This is a genomic window from Selenomonas sp. (genome assembly GCF_057272215.1).
Genome location: NZ_DBHIUY010000003.1, coordinates 1 through 16316 on the forward strand (window position 1 = coordinate 1; position 16316 = coordinate 16316).

The 16316-nt window shown below is 56.9% G+C and carries 16 protein-coding genes and 3 tRNA genes; all 19 read left to right on the forward strand.

Annotated features, from left to right (window positions below):
• The first annotated feature begins 91 nt into the window (after window positions 1-91).
• Window positions 92-167, forward strand: a tRNA-His gene (locus tag ACO5Z0_RS03160).
• Window positions 168-171: 4 nt separating this feature from the next.
• Window positions 172-247 (forward strand) — tRNA-Trp (locus ACO5Z0_RS03165).
• Between the two features lie 158 nt (window positions 248-405).
• A complete protein-coding gene (locus ACO5Z0_RS03170) occupies window positions 406-1704 on the forward strand; it encodes a glycosyltransferase (RefSeq protein WP_485649182.1) in 1299 nt (432 codons plus the stop codon).
• Window positions 1705-1716: 12 nt separating this feature from the next.
• On the forward strand, window positions 1717-2862 hold the full coding sequence (locus ACO5Z0_RS03175) for an FkbM family methyltransferase (protein ID WP_485649183.1): 1146 nt from the start codon (window positions 1717-1719) through the stop codon (window positions 2860-2862).
• Window positions 2863-2864: 2 nt separating this feature from the next.
• Window positions 2865-3890, forward strand: a complete 1026-nt coding sequence (locus ACO5Z0_RS03180; RefSeq protein WP_485649184.1) for a radical SAM/SPASM domain-containing protein — start codon at window positions 2865-2867, stop codon at window positions 3888-3890.
• Between the two features lie 9 nt (window positions 3891-3899).
• Window positions 3900-4916, forward strand: a complete 1017-nt coding sequence (locus ACO5Z0_RS03185; protein ID WP_485649185.1) for a radical SAM/SPASM domain-containing protein — start codon at window positions 3900-3902, stop codon at window positions 4914-4916.
• Window positions 4913-5941, forward strand: a complete 1029-nt coding sequence (locus ACO5Z0_RS03190; protein WP_485649186.1) for a radical SAM/SPASM domain-containing protein — start codon at window positions 4913-4915, stop codon at window positions 5939-5941. Before ACO5Z0_RS03185 ends, ACO5Z0_RS03190 begins: the two co-directional genes overlap by 4 nt.
• Window positions 5938-6933, forward strand: coding sequence for a radical SAM/SPASM domain-containing protein (locus ACO5Z0_RS03195; protein WP_485649187.1), 996 nt, complete (start codon window positions 5938-5940; stop codon window positions 6931-6933). Before ACO5Z0_RS03190 ends, ACO5Z0_RS03195 begins: the two co-directional genes overlap by 4 nt.
• A gap of 250 nt (window positions 6934-7183) precedes the next feature.
• Window positions 7184-9004, forward strand: coding sequence for a B12-binding domain-containing radical SAM protein (locus ACO5Z0_RS03200; protein WP_485649188.1), 1821 nt, complete (start codon window positions 7184-7186; stop codon window positions 9002-9004).
• Between the two features lie 13 nt (window positions 9005-9017).
• Window positions 9018-10079: an FkbM family methyltransferase gene (locus tag ACO5Z0_RS03205; protein WP_485649189.1), complete on the forward strand. Its 1062-nt coding sequence runs from the start codon at window positions 9018-9020 to the stop codon at window positions 10077-10079.
• On the forward strand, window positions 10076-10714 hold the full coding sequence (locus ACO5Z0_RS03210) for an HD domain-containing protein (RefSeq protein ID WP_485649190.1): 639 nt from the start codon (window positions 10076-10078) through the stop codon (window positions 10712-10714). Before ACO5Z0_RS03205 ends, ACO5Z0_RS03210 begins: the two co-directional genes overlap by 4 nt.
• A complete protein-coding gene (gene rfbC, locus ACO5Z0_RS03215; protein ID WP_485649191.1) occupies window positions 10711-11268 on the forward strand; it encodes a dTDP-4-dehydrorhamnose 3,5-epimerase in 558 nt (185 codons plus the stop codon). The genes ACO5Z0_RS03210 and rfbC overlap by 4 nt, the downstream gene beginning before the upstream one ends.
• Before the next feature lie 42 nt (window positions 11269-11310).
• Window positions 11311-12603 (forward strand): glycosyltransferase family 4 protein, encoded by a 1293-nt coding sequence (locus ACO5Z0_RS03220; protein ID WP_485649192.1) that lies wholly within the window; start codon window positions 11311-11313, stop codon window positions 12601-12603.
• Window positions 12600-13466, forward strand: a complete 867-nt coding sequence (locus tag ACO5Z0_RS03225; RefSeq protein WP_485649193.1) for an NAD-dependent epimerase/dehydratase family protein — start codon at window positions 12600-12602, stop codon at window positions 13464-13466. Before ACO5Z0_RS03220 ends, ACO5Z0_RS03225 begins: the two co-directional genes overlap by 4 nt.
• A 104-nt stretch (window positions 13467-13570) precedes the next feature.
• A tRNA-Ser gene (locus ACO5Z0_RS03230) sits at window positions 13571-13661 on the forward strand.
• Window positions 13662-13932: 271 nt separating this feature from the next.
• Window positions 13933-14244 (forward strand): 50S ribosomal protein L21, encoded by a 312-nt coding sequence (gene rplU / locus ACO5Z0_RS03235; RefSeq protein WP_442673067.1) that lies wholly within the window; start codon window positions 13933-13935, stop codon window positions 14242-14244.
• Window positions 14244-14555: a ribosomal-processing cysteine protease Prp gene (locus ACO5Z0_RS03240; RefSeq protein ID WP_442673072.1), complete on the forward strand. Its 312-nt coding sequence runs from the start codon at window positions 14244-14246 to the stop codon at window positions 14553-14555. The genes rplU and ACO5Z0_RS03240 overlap by 1 nt, the downstream gene beginning before the upstream one ends.
• Window positions 14556-14560: 5 nt before the next feature.
• On the forward strand, window positions 14561-14842 hold the full coding sequence (rpmA, locus tag ACO5Z0_RS03245; RefSeq protein WP_442673066.1) for a 50S ribosomal protein L27: 282 nt from the start codon (window positions 14561-14563) through the stop codon (window positions 14840-14842).
• Window positions 14843-15006: 164 nt separating this feature from the next.
• Window positions 15007-16296, forward strand: coding sequence for a GTPase ObgE (gene obgE / locus ACO5Z0_RS03250; RefSeq protein WP_485649194.1), 1290 nt, complete (start codon window positions 15007-15009; stop codon window positions 16294-16296).
• Window positions 16297-16316: the final 20 nt, after the last annotated feature.

Here is a 16316-nt window from a genome sequence, read left to right on the forward strand (position 1 = left end):
TACGTCGAAAGTACTTGGTTGGAGACGACCTGGGAGGATAGAAAGCTGCTGGTTCTGACATGCCACCGCTTTTGCGGTGGCATACCTTATGGCGGCTGTGGTGAAGTGGTTAACACACTGGATTGTGGCTCCAGCATTCGTGGGTTCGAGCCCCACCAGTCGCCCCATCTTAGGGGTATAGCTCAACTGGTAGAGCAACGGTCTCCAAAACCGTAGGTTGTGAGTTCAAGTCTTACTGCCCCTGCCATCGTCATATCGGCCTCATTTCTTGGAAATGGGGTTTTTTTGTTGCCTTTGAATAGGGAAAAATGGATAGGTTATGCTTCATTTTATCGGCGCTTCCTTATGAAACTTCATGAGAATTTCGATATAAAAATCTAGAGCTATAGGAAATATTGCCGAATCATGGATACGGAGGAAATCGGTGTGCGTTATGGAGAAGTTGTAGAGATTGATGTGGGAAGCATGGGCTCTGAGGTTTGGCGACAAGATGCTTTTGCCCGGCGTGAGGCGGCAATGAATCTTTGTGTCGGAGATGAACCGCCGTTGGTGACGGTGTACTTTCAAGCCTACAATCATTTGGAAGATCAGACGAAGATGGCAATTTGTTCCATTCTTGAATATACGCAGGATGTTGATTATGAACTCCTCCTTGTGGACAATGGTTCGACGGATGGGACGCTTGATTTCTTCCGCAGCATTTCGCATCCCAGGAAGCGCATTTTTCATGTGAAGGAGAATCACGGGGCGTTGTTCGGCTACCTTGCGGCAAGTGGAGCAGGGGACGGCGAGTTTATTCGCGGTAAATATTTTGCGCCTCTTCCCAGTGATGTTGTCGTCACAAAGAATTGGCTCAAGAATCTTGTCACTTGCATGGAGTCCGATTCGCGCATCGGCATGGTTGTTCCCGCCGCCAATTATGCAAGTTATGAGCAGCAGATCCAGCTGCAGTTTTCGACGTATGGAGAGATGCAGGAAGCGGCTGCTGCCTACAATATCAGCGATTCAAAAAAATGGGAGGAGCGTTTGCGCGTCATTCCTACGGCATCCTTGATTCGCTCGTCTTTGCGCAAGATCTATGAGACAGATTACGCTTTTTATTATAACTTTTCCGATGACGATCTCTCGTTCATGTATCGCCGCCTTGGTTATCGCTTGATGTTCTGCCGTGATACATTTATCTACCATACGCCGGGGACTGCGATGACGGATGAGGCTTATGCATTGGATTTGCAGGAAGGGCGGGAAATTTTTCAAAGGAAGTATTTTGGCATTGATCCTTGGGTGGATACACGCTTTGATCTGCTGCTTCGCGATCGGTGCTTTGCGGTGGTTTTGGAACGTGAAGCATATCGTATTCTTGGCATCGACGTGCGCTGCGGCGCCGATTTGCTGCATTTTAAGAACGGACTTCGGGCGCTGGGAAAGGAAAGTGTGACACTTTCCTCTTTTGTGCAGGAAGCGAAGTATTGGGTGGATTTGCAGACCATTTGTGACGGCGACGTGTTCTGCCGCCCCTTGTGCGATCTTGCAGAAGCGCTGCAAGGACGTACCTACGAGTACATTATTCTCGGCGAGCCGCTTTCTGGCTATGGAGATCCGCAGGGGCTGCTGGAGATTATGCGCGATCATTTGTGCATCGGCGGCAGAATGGCAGGGCGATTGGAAAAGGATGGCGAAGTGTTCGTGTTGGAACGTCAGTGAGGTGGAGCATGTATGCGGTTTTCTGATTTACGAAGCCACATGGCGCAGAAGTGGCAGAGCCGCGCTGTAGATATTTCTTCGTTTGCAGGAAAAAAGATTTTTCTTTATGGCGCAGGAAATCTCGGCAAGAAGCTTAAGACGGCGTTGGAAGCAGCGGGCATACATATCAAGGGAATGATCGACCGCCGTGCGGCGGATTTACGTGCGCAGGGGTTTGATGCTTTGACTTTGGAGGAGACGGCGAGTATGCCCAAGGAGCAAAGCGTCGTTCTTCTGGCAGCGCTCTTTTCCTTGGAGGAGGAGCCTCGCCTGCGCGATGCGCTGGCGAAGGCGGGGTTTTCGTGCGTTTTTGCTCTGCACGAGATGGACTGGCGCAGTTTCGACAGTGCTGCGTTTTGCCGCAACATCTTCATCGGCGACTACGACATTGCGCACGAGTTTGCGCGTGATGAAGCCGATGTTCTCGCAGCATACGAGCTTTGGCAGACACAGGCGGAGCGCGATTATTACATGACGCATATCGAGGCGTATCTGCGCGGCGATTTTTCCATCTTTCCCGCTCCTTTGCCTCTGCGGCTGCAATACGCGGCGCATGATGTGCCGGAACAGGTGAATATGCGGTTCTTCGTGGACTGTGGCGCATTTGATGGCGACACGCTGCGTGCGCTTTCGGCGGCGGGCAGGAAGATTCGCGACTATCTCGCGTTCGAGCCGCAGCAGGAGCTTGGCGCACGCATTCGTGCGTCGGCTGAGGCGCTTGCGATTCCCCGCGCGATGATCGTGCCGTGCGGCATATCGAGCAAGGTACAGCAGATCCGCTTCGGTACGGCTGAAGAGGGAAAGTCTGCTGTGAAGAGAGATGCGGCGGGGGAAAATGTCATCCAGTGCACAGCGCTCGATACGATGCTCGCAGGCACGCCGCCGACGTTCATCAAGATGGACATCGAGGGCATGGAGATCGAAGCCCTGCGCGGCGCACAAAAGCTCATTCGAGAACATCATCCGCAGCTCGCGATCTGCGTCTATCATGATATGTCGCATATCTGGCGCATACCGCTGCTGCTGCGCGAGCTCTATGGCGGCTATCGCTTCTACTTGCGCAATTATCAATATATGGGTCTGGAAACCGTGGTCTATGCTTTTGCAGATGGAGAATGAATATGGCAGAAATCAAACCGAATTACGACACGAAGAGGAAGAAGCTCGCGGACATCATTCCGCTCGCGCAGCCGTTCACTGTATACATCGAGCAGACGAAGTACTGCAACTTCAAGTGCTTTTACTGCATCCATTCGACGCGCGATGAGGCGGGCGGCGAGTTTCAAAAACTTGGGCACCGCATGATGCACATGGACGAGGCGTATTTTGACAAGATCGTGCACGACTTGCAGGAGTTTCCCAAGGGCGGTGTCAAGCGCATTGTCTTTTCCGGTTTAGGCGAGCCGCTGACGAATCCTCTGCTGCCGACCTTCGTCAAGAAGATTGTCGATGCTGATATCGCGGGGCGCGTCGAGGTCATCACGAACGGGCTTCTTCTCACGCCGGAAAAGAGCGATGCACTCGTCGCAGCGGGCATCACGAACATCAATATCTCCGTGCAGGGTCTTGACGCTGCCGGCTACGAAAAGACGTGCGGCGTGCGCATCGACTTCGAGCAGTATTTGGAAAACCTGCGCTATCTCTTTGCGCACAAAAAGAATACGGCGATCTACATCAAGGCGATCGACGCGACTGTGCCGACAGAAGAGGAGCAGAAGACATTTCTTGAGCTGTTCAGCCCGATGGCAGACCGCATCTATATCGAACATCTTGTCGTCATGCAGCAGCAGATGGAAGACCTCAAAGGCGTCGTGGACGGCTCGAAGAACTTCTATGGCGAGGAGCTTGACCTTGAGCGCAAGGTCTGCGCACAGTCCTTCTACTTCCTGCAAATTGGCTGCGAGGGGCACACGTTCCCCTGTCCCGTGCCCGGCTTGGGCAAGGGGCTGTCGATGGGCAGCGCGAAGAAGCAGTCGCTCGTGGAAATCTGGAACGGGCCGAAGCGCAGAGCGTTCCTGCGTATGCTGCTGCAAAAGCGTAAGGATGAGGTGCCCGAGTGTCGCGGCTGTACATGCTTCAATGCGATCAACAATCCGGCGGAAGATCTCGATGCGGATGCAGAAAGACTCCTGCCGCTCTTTTCCTGAGGAGGAAATATGGCGTCTGAAATTAAACCCATCTATGGAACGGAGCGCGTGAAGCTCGCCGAAGTCGTGCCGCTTGCAGCACCCTACAGCGCGTTCGTCTTTCCGACGACGTACTGCAATTTCAAGTGCGTGTACTGCGGGCACTCGCTCGGTCATGCCGAGATGAAACGGCAATACGACTTCCAGCCTGAGCACATGACGGTGGAAACATACGAAAAGACGGTAGAACAGCTCGCGGAGTTTCCGCAAAAGCTCAAACTGCTGTCGCTCACGGGACAGGGCGAACCGCTCCTCAATCCACATATTGCCGATATGGTTCGTCTGGCGAAGGAGAAGGGGATCGCCGAGCGCATCGAGATCATCTCGAACGCCTCCATGCTGCGTCCGGCGCTCGCGGATGCACTGATCGACGCGGGGCTTGACACTCTGCGCGTGTCGCTTCAAGGGCTTTCCTCGGAGAAGTATGCGACGATCTGCAAGGCGCGTGTGAACTTCGAGGAGCTGTTGGAGAATCTCCGCTATTTCTATGCACATCGCGGCAAGACGAAACTCTTCCTGAAGGTCATGGACGTCGCGCTCGAAGAGGGCGAGGACGAGAAGTTCTATGCGCTCTTCTCCGATATGACGGATCGCATGTATATCGAGCACATGCTGCCCGCCTACGATGGTGTGGAACTGACGCAGGGCATGAAGATCGAGCACGATCGCTATGGCACCAAGACGGAGGGCATCCGCAAGGTCTGTCCGCTTGCCTTCTACATGCTCGGCGTGTTTCCGAACGGCGACGTCGAGCCGTGCGATACGATCTACAAGCCGATCGTCCTCGGCAACGTGCATGAGATGCGTATCTTGGATATGTGGCATGGGGAAAAGCTGCGCGAGTTCTGGCAGCTGCAGCTGGCGGGCAGGCGCGAGGAGAACAAGCGCTGTGCGCACTGCTGCGCACCGAACGACGTCGCGCATCCCGAGGATGTCTTGGACGGTGCGGCAGGGGAAATTCTCGCCCGTCTGGAGGCGTGGCGATGAAGGCCGTGCGCATCGACGGGCAGACGCCGGGTGGAAAGCGGCAGCGTCTCGCCGACCGACTGCCGCTTGATACGCCGTTTTCCATCCAGGTATTTCCCGTCTATGCGTGCAACCTCGCGTGCGCCTATTGCATCCACTCTGTGCCGCCGGAGGAGCGCGGCTTCATCGCTGCCAAGACCGTGCTTGACATGGGGCTTTACCGAAAGTTCATCGCCGATCTTGCCGCTTTTCCCCGCCCGCTCAAAATGCTGCGCTTTGCAGGCACGGGCGAGCCGCTCCTGCATCCGCAGATTGCCGAGATGATCGCATGTGCGAAGGCGGCGGGCGTCGCCGAATCGCTCGACATTGTGACGAACGGTCTGCGGCTGACGCATGAGTTGTCTGCGGCTCTCGTCCGTGCGGGACTCGGGCGCATCCGCATTTCTCTGCAGGGGCTTTCGGATGCGGCATACGCTTATACGAAAAAACGGGGCATTTTTCAAAATCTCGTGGAGAATATCGGCTGGCTCTATGCGCATCGCGGCGATACAAAGATCTATGTGAAGATCATGGACTGTGCGCTCGGCGATGGCGAGGAGGCGGAGTTTTTGCGCATCTTCGGCGACATCGCCGACTTCATCGCGGTCGAGCATCTGATCCCCGCGGTCGAGCAGATCGATTACGAAAAGCTCGCGGGTCACGCGCTCGCCGATGTGACGCAGAACGGCGCCGCCGTGCGCATGGCAAAGGTTTGCCCGCAGCCGTTTTACATGATGCAGTTCAATCCCGACGGCAAGATGGTTCCATGCTGCGCTATGGAAACGGCGGCGGTATTGGGCGACGTTGCGAAAGAATCCGTGCGGGCAATCTGGCAGGGCGAACGCTTGCGAGCCTTCCTCGAAACCCAGCTTCGCGGCGAAAAGTCCGCGTATACGACGTGCGCGAAGTGCAGACAGTATCGCTATGCGATGTTCGAGGAAGATGTGCTCGATCAAGATGCAGAGCGTTTGTTAAAGGTGTTTGGCAATAGGGGGAAGAACGTGTGATAAAGAAAGACGGTGTTTCGGTTCATGGGGAGCGGCAGCCGCTGGCGGACGTCGTGCCGCTTGCGATGCCCTATGCACTGACCGTGTTTCCGATGCGGGCCTGCAATTTCCGCTGCTTTTACTGTCGTTTGACGCAGGCGAAAAGTGAGCAGGAGAAGTTCAGCAAGAACGTGCAGCTTCCGCTCGCTACGTTTTACCGTCTTGTCGATCAGATTCGCGCTGTGGGAAAGCGGCAATTGAAAGTCCTGCATTTCGTGGGGTGGGGAGAGCCGCTTCTGCATCCCGATCTGCCTGAAATGATCCGCTATGCGAAGGAGAAGGAGATCGCGGAAAGCATTGATGTCGTCACGAACGGATCGCTTCTTCATAAAGAATTGTCCCGAAAGCTCATTGCGGCGGGGCTTGATTGGCTGCGCATTAGTATACAGGGCATGGATGCTGAGAAGTATCGAGAGGTTTCCGGCGTGGATCTCGATTTTTCGGCATTCGTCGCACACATACGGGAGTTTCATGAAATGACAAAAGTATGCGGGGGGGGCACAAAGGTGTACGTCAAGATCTTAGACGTCGCTTTGGACAAAGAGGAACATTTTCATGAAGTATTCGATCCTGTCGCTGACTTGACCGCTGTCGAGCATCTCGTCCCGTTAGCGGATGAAAATACGTCGGATGTCGCGCAGTTGGGCGGCGAGATCTCTTCTGCGCGGCTTTGCTCCTTCCCGTTCTATCAATGCCTGTTAAACCCGGATGGCGATATTCTGCCGTGCTGCGTGGGGGACAACGACCTCGCCGTCGGCAATATTCTCAAAGAGGATTTCCCTTCCATTTGGACAGGGCGGGCGCTCAACGATATGCGCTGCCATCTCCTGCGCGATGAGCGGCATCTATATGCGAGCTGCCGTGACTGCCGCCCGTTTCGCAACATCATGTGCAGGGAAGATATGCTCGATGATGATGCAGAGCGAGTGCTGCAAAAATTTCAAGATCTTTGATAAACTACACGCATAAACGTCCACTTTGTGGACAAAAGTGCGCCGCCCTTACAGAAACCTAGCCAATCAGTCTGCGCCCTTCGGCTTGACTTCTTGGGGTTTCATAGTAAACTACACGCACAAACGTCTACTTCGTAGACATTGTGCCTCGCCCTTAATGAAAGTTACCCAATCAGTCGGCGCCCTTCGGGCTTGACTTCTTGGACTTTCATAGTAGAATGCAATCGCAAGTGTTTCATGAGGTGCTTTTATGAATTATTTGTTGGTCATGCCGCGTTTTGTCGATACGATCGGCGAGTGGTATCATTTCCCTTTGGGAATCCCCTACGTTTCATCAAGCATGAAGCAGTCGGGGCTTCGCGTATTTACGCTGAACATGAACAGCCGCGAGGGTGTGACACGCGAGATCATAGCGGAAGAGATCCGAGCGCACTCGATCGACGTCGTTCTGACGGGCGGGCTGTCTTTTCAATATCCGGCGATTCGCGAGATCTTGCAGGCGGCGAAGGATGTCGATTCGCACATCGTTACGGTCGCAGGCGGCGGCATCATCACGAGTGCGCCTGCGGCGGGCATGGAGGTCTTGGCGTTTGCGGACTACGGCATCGTCGGCGAGGGCGAGGAGACGACGCCGGCGCTTTGTCATGCCTTGGAGCGCGGCGAGGATGTGATGGCAGTCGAGGGCATCGTTTACCGTGACGACGGCGTCTGGATGCGCACGAAGGCGCGCAAAGAGGTCGCCGATCTCGATGCGATTCCCTTCCCCGACTACGAGGGATTCGACTTTTCGAAGATCGCCGCGATGGTGCCGAGTCTCCTCGGCATGAACGAGGATCATGCGATCACGATGACGACGAGCCGCTCGTGCCCATTCCAGTGCACGTTCTGTTTCCATACGAGCGGCAGTCACTACCGCAAGCGTTCGTTGGACAATTTCTTCGAGGAACTTGACCTCCTCGTGGAAAAGTACCGTATCAAGTACATTTTTGTGTCGGACGAGCTTTTTGCCATCAACATGCAGCGCGTGGTCGAATTCTGTGCGCGTATTAAGCCGTACAACATTCGCTGGTGGGCGCAGTTCCGCGTATGCGATGTCACGGAGGAGATGGTGCGCATCCTCAAGGACTCGAACTGCGTGACGATGGGCTTCGGTTTGGAGAGCGCAGACGACGGCATCCTGCGCAGCATGAACAAGAAGATCCGTTTCGAGCAGACGGAGAAGGCTCTGGCTCTCGCCTACCAGTACGGGCTGACGATTCAGGGCGGCTTCATCTTCGGCGATGTGGAGGAAACGATCGAGACGGCGAAGCGCACGCTCGATTGGTGGAAAGCGCATACGGAATACGGCATCACGCTGAACTTCATCACGACGTATCCGGGAACGCCGCTTTATAAGACGGCGCTCGCACGCGGCATCATCAAGGACGAGGTGAAGTTCATCCGCGACGGCTGCCCTGTCGTGAACCTTTCGAAGATGTCGAAGGAGGAGCTGGACTGGCTTGCAGGCGAGGTCATGCGCCTGCCGCAGCGCGCTTTCCTGCCGCCGGAGGACATTCATGACGTGCATGTTGATTATGCGCACCGCGCTTTGAGCTTCACGGGAAAATGCACGGAATGCAGCGAGGAGAACCGTTGGGAGAACGTGCGATTTTTCACGCGCAACGTCCTGACGTGCAAGAAGTGCGGCAAGAAGCACAAACTGCCGATCTTGCCCGAAGTCGTGCGCTACATCACGTCATCGGTGGAGATTTTGCGCGAAGAATGCGGCAAGATTGCTTTCTGGGGCATCAACGACTACTTTGCCACGATGATCCCCGACCTGCCTTTCGTCGGAGCGGCAGGCGTCTTTCTCATTGACAATTCGAAGATCAAGCAGGGCAGCGAGGTCGATGGGCACCTCATCCACAGCCCTGAGATTTTGGATGCGGAGAAGATCGATACGGTCGTCGTGCCTGTCGTTTCTCTGATGTCTACCATCGAGAAGCAGATTCATCAGGCGTTTCCGCGCGTCAAGAACGTCATCAACATTCTTGACCTCGTGAAGCCGACGGATGAAAAATGTGTGGGGTGATGAAGGAATGTCGATGGAAAAGTTTGCAGCGGGCGAATGGTCGGAGCTTTTTGCCGCGCCATACGTCATCTGGGGTACGGGGCGTGTGGCGCAGGCGTTTTATCGGACGTACTGTGCGCCCGAGGGCAAGAAGCCGATCTTCTGGGTGGACAGCAACGCGGCGAAGCACGGCAGCCGTATCGCAGGCATCGAGGTCGCCGCGCCCGAGACGTTCTATCAACGGAGTGAGGATATGTACGCCAAGGGCGGGCGGCTGTCCGTCGTCATCGGCGCGACGGGCATTTTCCTGCTCGAAATCCTTTCTTTGCTGGAGCGCAGGATGGTCAAGGCGGCGGTCTATTCCGCCGTACAGCTTGACGCTGCGTGCTATTTTTCTGCGGAACACGCCCGAATCGAGAAGATCGCGCAGAAGTTCTCTGACGAGAAGTCACGTCATATTTATCGCTCGCTTATCGCGAACATGAAGAGCGGCAGGCCTGTAGATTTTTCGCTCTATGAGCCGAACCAATACTTCGGCAACGATGTTATCGGTGAACTTGCGCGAGGGGAGGTCTTTGTCGATGCGGGCGTGTGTCATGGCGAGGAAATCGACCGTGCAATCCACGGGGGGGGTATATTTGTCCACGGGTTTGAGCCGGATGCGGAGAACTATGCGTATCTATTGAAGAAATACGAGGGCAGGGACGATGTGCGCATTCATCCGTGTGCGCTGTGGGATAAGGATGAGCGGCTCGTATTTCAAAGCAACGCCGCGACGCCGTCGGCTTCACGGCTGGCGGGCGCGGATGCACACGAAGAGGCGGCGGGCATCGCGGCGCGTCCGCTCGACGATGTGCTGCAGGGCGCAGCGTGCACGCTTCTCAAGATGGATATTGAGGGGGCGGAGTACAACGCGCTTCTCGGCGCGGCAAAGACGATCGAGCAGCATCGCCCGAAGCTTGCGGTCTGCGTCTATCACAGCTTGGAGGACTATGTGCGCATCCCGGAGCTGCTCATGGAACGCTATCCGTTCTACCGTTTCTTCCTGCGTCAGCACAGCGCGACGAGCGGTGAAACGGTGCTTTACGCATTATGACGGGACAGCGGAAGTTGACGGCGGCAATCGCCCGAGAGTATCTGCGTGAGGCGCATAGGCGCGCGCCGAAGCTGTGGATTCGCCACTCGTACTATGTCGGGCTGGCGGCGGGGAAGATTGCGGCGCGTGTGCCGGCGATGGACGGCGATCTTGCATGTGCCTATGGTTTTTTGCACGACATCGGGCGGCGCTTCGGTGAGATGCGCATCAATCACATTTTCTGCGGCTGGCGCTACCTTTTGGCAGAAGGCTACGAGGAGGCGGCGCGCATCTGCCTCACACATTCCTTTCCCGTGCAGGATGCGCGTTCGGTCACGGGCGTTTGGGACAGCACGGAGGAGGATATCGCTTTCTTGCGAGAGTACCTTCCAAGCATCATCTACACGGACTATGACCGCCTGATTCAGCTTGCCGATGTCCTGGGCGACGCTTCGGGCATCGTCGTCCTAGAGAAGCGGCTCGTCGATATCATCCGCCGCTACGGTCTTGATGCGGCGAACGTCCCCTCGCGCTGGGCGGCGCTCTTTGCGATCAAGGATGATTTCGAGCGGCGCATGGGCATGACGATCGAGGAGGCCTTGGAGCTTCGTCCGTGCAGTTTCGAGCAGGCATTTTCTGAGGAGGATTGGACGTGACGGAGGCAGCAGGGAATTTCACGCGTGAAAAAACGCGGCTTGCGGGCTGCTATGTCCTGCGCACGAAGGTGCGCGAGGATATGCGCGGCTCTTTCACGAAGGTGTATCATGAGGGCGCTTTTCGCGAGTTGGGACTGACGACGGAGTTTCGAGAGGAATACTTCTCCGTTTCCAAGAGGAATGTGCTGCGCGGTCTCCACTTCCAATTGCCGCCCGCCGACCACGAGAAGCTCGTCTGGTGCATGAGCGGTAAGGTGCTCGATGTCGTGCTCGACTTGCGCCGCGCGTCCTCGACGTATGGCGCGCATCAGAGCTTCATGCTGTCCGGCGGTTCGGGCGAGATGATTTATATTCCGCGCGGCATGGCACACGGCTTTTTGACTTTGAGCGATGAAGCCGTCATGATGTATAATGTGACGAGCGTCTACGCGCCCGCGTGCGATGCGGGCATACGCTGGGATACGGCGGGTATCGACTGGGGCGTTTCCTCGCCGCTTCTGTCGGAGCGCGATCAGGGGTTCGTTTCTTTGGCAGATTTTTCGAGTCCGTTTTGATGGTTTGATATTTTGACGTGTCGATGTACGAGGGGGATGACGATGCGCGAGGTGCTTCATATCACGACGCACATGGGCGGCGGCGTCGGCAAGGTGCTTTCGGGGCTTCTTGCCGCCTTTGCCGCCGAGGGCGGGGATCGCCACGAGCTTCTGCTGCTCGAAGAGCCGGAGAAGCGCAATTTTTTCGATCTTCTTGCCGAGGCGGGCGTCGCCGCGCACGTCGAGCAGGATGCGGCGAAGATCGCCGAGGCGATGGCGCGTGCGGACATCGTGCAGTTGGAGTGGTGGCATCACCCGCGCATGGTGCGCTTCTTGCTGGAGCTGCCGCCCGTGCCCGCGCGGCTCGTCCTCTGGGCGCACGTTTCGGGCGCGTTCTATCCTTGGCTGCCGCCCGTATTCCTGCGCGTGCCGCAGCGCTTCGTATTCACGTCGGCATATTCGTATGAGAATCCTTTCTGGGACGCGGCGCAGCGCACTTGGGCGAAGGAACACGCCGCGATGGTCAACAGCGTCGGCGACTTTTCGGCAGAGGAGCCGCGTCATGAGGCGCACGCGGGATTTTCCGTCGGCTACGTCGGCACGCTTTCTTATGCGAAGCTGCATCCCGATTTTGTGCGCTTCTGTGCGCGTGTCAAGGACATCCGCGGCGCTTTTTTCCGTCTGGTCGGCGACGCGGAGAACGAGGCGCGGATTCGCCGCGATGCGGCGCCTTTCGGTCTTGCCGAGCAGCTTTCCTTTGCGGGCTATGTGACGGATGTGGCGGCGGAACTGCGCCGTATGGATGTCTTCGCCTATCTGCTCAATCCGCAGCATTTCGGCACGACGGAGAATGTGCTGCTTGAGGCGATGAATGCGGGTCTTGCCGTCGTCGCGCTCGACCAATGTGCGGAAAAACATCTCGTGCGTCACGGCGAGACGGGACTCTTGGTGCGCACGCCTGAGGAGTTCGAGCAAGCTCTGCGCCGTCTCTATGCGCATCCTGAGGAGCGTGCGCGGCTTGGGCGAAATGCGCGGCGCTATATCGAGGAGAATTTTTCCGTAGGGCGCACGGCGGCGCATTTGAACGCCGTCTACGATGACATCATGAAAATGGAGAAGACGCTGTGCGATTTCACCGGCATGGGGAAAGAGCCGCATGAGGTGTTTTTGAACTTCCTGCCGCCGCCGCTTCGCGAAGGTTTTGCGCAGGGGAGCGTGCCGCAGAAGCTGCCGGAAATCCTCTTGGGCGAGAGCAAGAGTTCCGTGCGCCATTTCGCGCGGCTCTTCCCCGCAGACGAGGTACTTTGCGGCTGGGCGCGTGAAATCGTGCAGAGGAGAGGGGGCGGTGCGCGATGAAGAAGCGCATCCTCTTGACGGGCGTCACAGGCTTTGTCGGCAGGCGCCTCGCGCAGCGCATGATCGAGGCGGGCTGGGAGGTCGCTGCCATCGTGCGCCCGTCGTCGGATTTGAAGGCGCTTCCCGCTGCGGTGCGCGGATGCGTCGATTTCCATGTGTACGCGGGCGGCACGCTCACGGATATCGTGCGCGAGACGGAGCCGACGGTCGTCTCTCATCTCGCGTCACTCTACCTTGCCGCGCATGAGAGTGCGGACATTCCGGCGCTCGTCGCGAGCAACATCCTCTTCGGCACGGAGCTTTTGGAAGCGATGGCGAAGAACGATGTGCGCCGCTTCGTCTTTGCGGGCACGAGCTGGCAGCACTATCAAGGGATGCGCTATTCGCCCGTCAACCTCTATGCGGCGACGAAGGAAGCCTTCGAGGTCATGCTGCGCTACTACGAGGAGACGGCGGGGCTTCATGCCGTCGGTTTGAAGCTCTTCGATACCTATGGCGAGGGAGATACGCGGCGCAAGATTCTCGCGCTCTTAGAGGAGGCGGCAAAGACGGGCGAAGAGCTTGCTCTTTCGCCCGGCGAACAGAAGCTCGACCTCGTCCATGTCGATGACGTCGCCGAAGCCTTTCGGCTCGCGGCGGAGTATCTTGCAGCGGACAGAGCGGACATCTGCGGCGAGTACGCCGTAAGTGCAGGGACGGCGCTGTCGCTGCGGGAAATCGCCGCGCGTCTGGAAAAGCTGCTCGGCAAGAAGATTCCCGCACGCTGGGGCGCACGGCCTTACCGCAGCCGCGAGGTCATGGAGCCGTGGCACACGGGCAGGCTTCTGCCGGGCTGGCAGCGCAGGCACAAGGAGATCATGTAGCTTACGGAAAATTTCGGTTGACAAGGCGGCATGGGTCTGTTATTATATCTTATGTCGCTGGCTTGCGGACAGATTTTTTCGCAGCTTGCGCGCCAATCGCATACGGAGTGGTACTCAAGAGGCTGAAGAGGACGGTTTGCTAAATCGTTAGTGTGGGCAACTGCAGCGGAGGTTCGAATCCTCTCCACTCCGCCATTTGGAAAGGTAAGCCGCCGATTTCGTTCGGCGGCTTTTTTGTGGATTTTCATAAGGCGCCGGCTGCGTGCATCGCCCGCTAAAATGTTTGACATTTCCCATGTCGTATGATATTATTTTACGGTAAATGCACGTGCGGCTTTGGCGCGGCATTTTTAGGAGATAGCGGATTTTGTTAAGGTTTATCCGTGTTTCCTTAACCGCTCGATGGGGTTTTGAAACGGCGTTTGCCGTACCGTAGTCGGCGAGTAACACGCAGGGAGGTGTTTTCATGTACGCTATTATCAAGACCGGAGGCAAGCAATACCGCGTTGCCGAGGGCGATGTCATCCGCATCGAGAAGCTCAACGCCGAAGAGGGCGAGGGCGTGACGTTCGATGAGGTTCTGACGGTTGTGGACGGCGACGCCGTCAAGGTCGGCCGTCCGCTCGTCGAGGGCGCTAAGGTGATGGGCAAGGTTCAGGCGCAGGGCAAGGACAAGAAGATTCTCGTCTTTAAGTACAAGGCGAAGTCGAACTACCGCCGTCGTCAGGGTCATCGCCAGCCGTTCACGAAGGTTGTTATCGAAAAGATTGAGGCTTGATGATTGAAATTCAGATCGAGCGTCAGAACGGGAAAATATCGGGCTGCCGAGTTACGGGGCATAACGGCGAATATGGCGCCGACATCGTCTGTGCAGGGGTTTCTACGCTGGTGCAGACGGCGCTTCTCGGCATAGGGAAGCATCTGCATCGCGGCGTAAGCTATCGTGTCGCGAGCGGGGACTTTTTCTTGAAGCTCCAAGAAGCGCCCGACGATTTCACCGAAGCCGTGTTGGAAACGATGCGGCTGGGGTTGGATGAGATCCGAAAGATTGAACCCAACGCCGTGAGAATCGAGGATAAAGAGGGGTGAGATCTATGTTTAAGTTTGATTTGCAGCTTTTCGCGCATAAAAAGGGCGTGAGCAGCACCAGAAACGGACGCGACAGTGAGTCCAAACGCCTTGGCGTCAAGGAGCACGCGGGAACGCTTGTGACGGCGGGCAGCATTCTCGTGCGTCAGCGCGGCACGCACTTCCATCCGGGTCACAATGTGGGCATCGGCAAGGATGATACGCTTTTCGCTAAGGTAGCGGGCAAGGTCGCTTTTGAGCGCAAGGGTCGCTACAATCGCCAAGTCAGCGTTTATCCGACGGCTTAGGCTTAATATTGCAAGATGAAGAATACCTGCGCCATCCGCGACGCAGGTATCTTTTTCTATCCGAGGTTTTTCGGCAGGACGCTTGACGCCCATGCTTTATCGCCGGGAGCCGCGTACGATTCCGGCCATGAGGCATGTGCATCAGGGCGAGGGGGGAGGCAGCGATGCAGTTTATTGATCGTGCGAAAATCAGTGTGAAGGCGGGGGACGGCGGCAAAGGAAAGTCGGCGTTTCGCCGCGAGAAGTTCATCCCGAAGGGCGGCCCTTCGGGCGGCGACGGCGGCCGCGGCGCCGACATCGTATTCGTCGTCGATCCGAATATGAACACGCTGCTCGACTTCCGCTACCATCGGAAGTTCAGGGGCAAGGACGGCGGTAACGGCGATATCAAGAATATGACGGGGGCGAATGCCGAGCCGTGCCGCATCAAGGTGCCTGCGGGGACGCTCGTCAAAGATGCAGCGACGGGGGCGGTGCTCGCCGATCTTACGGAAGTCGGGCAAGAGGTCGTCATCGCGAAAGCCGGCAGAGGCGGACGCGGCAATGCACGTTTTTCCAATGCGGCGAATCGTGCGCCGACTTTCGCTGAACTCGGTGAGCCGGGGGAGAGCAAGGAGCTTCTGTTGGAGCTTAAACTGCTCGCTGACGTCGGTCTTGTCGGCTATCCGAGCGTCGGCAAGTCGAGCCTCATCACGGCGGTCTCGGCGGCGCGTCCGGAGGTCGCCGCCTATCATTTCACGACGCTCGTTCCTGTGCTCGGCGTTGTGCAGACGGATTATGAGAAGAACTTCGTCATGGCGGATATTCCGGGGCTTATCGAGGGCGCGGCGGATGGCGCAGGGCTTGGGCATGATTTTCTGCGTCATGTCGAGCGCACGCGTCTCATCCTGCATCTTGTCGATGCGTCAGGGCTTGAGGGGCGCGATCCCGTCGAAGATTATTATCGTATCAACGCAGAGCTTAAAAAGTACAGTGAAAAGATCGCCGCACGCACGCAGATCCTTGTCGCCAATAAGATGGATTTGCCCGAAGCGGCTGAGAATCTGCCCCGCTTAGAGGCTCTTGCGAAGAAGGAGGGCGTCCGTCTCTTCGCTGTTTCGGCGGCGGCGCATCAAGGCTTGAAGGAGCTTATCGACTATGTGGGCGAAACGCTTGAAGTCATGAAGGATGAACCGCCGGAGGAAAGCGAGACCGTGCGCGTCTACGATGCATCTTTTGCGGCAGAGGCGGAAGATGCTGTGACGATCACACGCAACGACCGCGCCGATTTCATCGTCTCGAACAAGGCGCTGGAAAAGCTTGTCGCCATGACGAACTTCGGCAACGATGAGGCGGTGCGCCGCTTCCAGTACATCTGGCGCATGAAGAAGATCGACGCGCTTTTAAAGGAGCGCGGCATCCGAGAGGGCATGACGGTGCATATCGGCGACATGGAGTTTGAATATCGCGAGTAGAGGTAAGCGAGGAGGCTTGG

What these genes read in the sequence shown, in the direction of transcription:
- ACO5Z0_RS03170 (WP_485649182.1), top strand. Translation starts at nt 406, where the DNA reads ATGGATACGGAGGAAATCGGTGTGCGTTATGGAGAAGTTGTAGAGATT.
- ACO5Z0_RS03175 (WP_485649183.1), top strand. Translation starts at nt 1,717, where the DNA reads ATGCGGTTTTCTGATTTACGAAGCCACATGGCGCAGAAGTGGCAGAGC.
- ACO5Z0_RS03180 (WP_485649184.1), top strand. Translation starts at nt 2,865, where the DNA reads ATGGCAGAAATCAAACCGAATTACGACACGAAGAGGAAGAAGCTCGCG.
- ACO5Z0_RS03185 (WP_485649185.1), top strand. Translation starts at nt 3,900, where the DNA reads ATGGCGTCTGAAATTAAACCCATCTATGGAACGGAGCGCGTGAAGCTC.
- ACO5Z0_RS03190 (WP_485649186.1), top strand. Translation starts at nt 4,913, where the DNA reads ATGAAGGCCGTGCGCATCGACGGGCAGACGCCGGGTGGAAAGCGGCAG.
- ACO5Z0_RS03200 (WP_485649188.1), top strand. Translation starts at nt 7,184, where the DNA reads ATGAATTATTTGTTGGTCATGCCGCGTTTTGTCGATACGATCGGCGAG.
- ACO5Z0_RS03205 (WP_485649189.1), top strand. Translation starts at nt 9,018, where the DNA reads ATGGAAAAGTTTGCAGCGGGCGAATGGTCGGAGCTTTTTGCCGCGCCA.
- ACO5Z0_RS03210 (WP_485649190.1), top strand. Translation starts at nt 10,076, where the DNA reads ATGACGGGACAGCGGAAGTTGACGGCGGCAATCGCCCGAGAGTATCTG.
- ACO5Z0_RS03220 (WP_485649192.1), top strand. Translation starts at nt 11,311, where the DNA reads ATGCGCGAGGTGCTTCATATCACGACGCACATGGGCGGCGGCGTCGGC.
- ACO5Z0_RS03225 (WP_485649193.1), top strand. Translation starts at nt 12,600, where the DNA reads ATGAAGAAGCGCATCCTCTTGACGGGCGTCACAGGCTTTGTCGGCAGG.
- rplU (WP_442673067.1), top strand. Translation starts at nt 13,933, where the DNA reads ATGTACGCTATTATCAAGACCGGAGGCAAGCAATACCGCGTTGCCGAG.
- ACO5Z0_RS03240 (WP_442673072.1), top strand. Translation starts at nt 14,244, where the DNA reads ATGATTGAAATTCAGATCGAGCGTCAGAACGGGAAAATATCGGGCTGC.
- rpmA (WP_442673066.1), top strand. Translation starts at nt 14,561, where the DNA reads ATGTTTAAGTTTGATTTGCAGCTTTTCGCGCATAAAAAGGGCGTGAGC.
- obgE (WP_485649194.1), top strand. Translation starts at nt 15,007, where the DNA reads ATGCAGTTTATTGATCGTGCGAAAATCAGTGTGAAGGCGGGGGACGGC.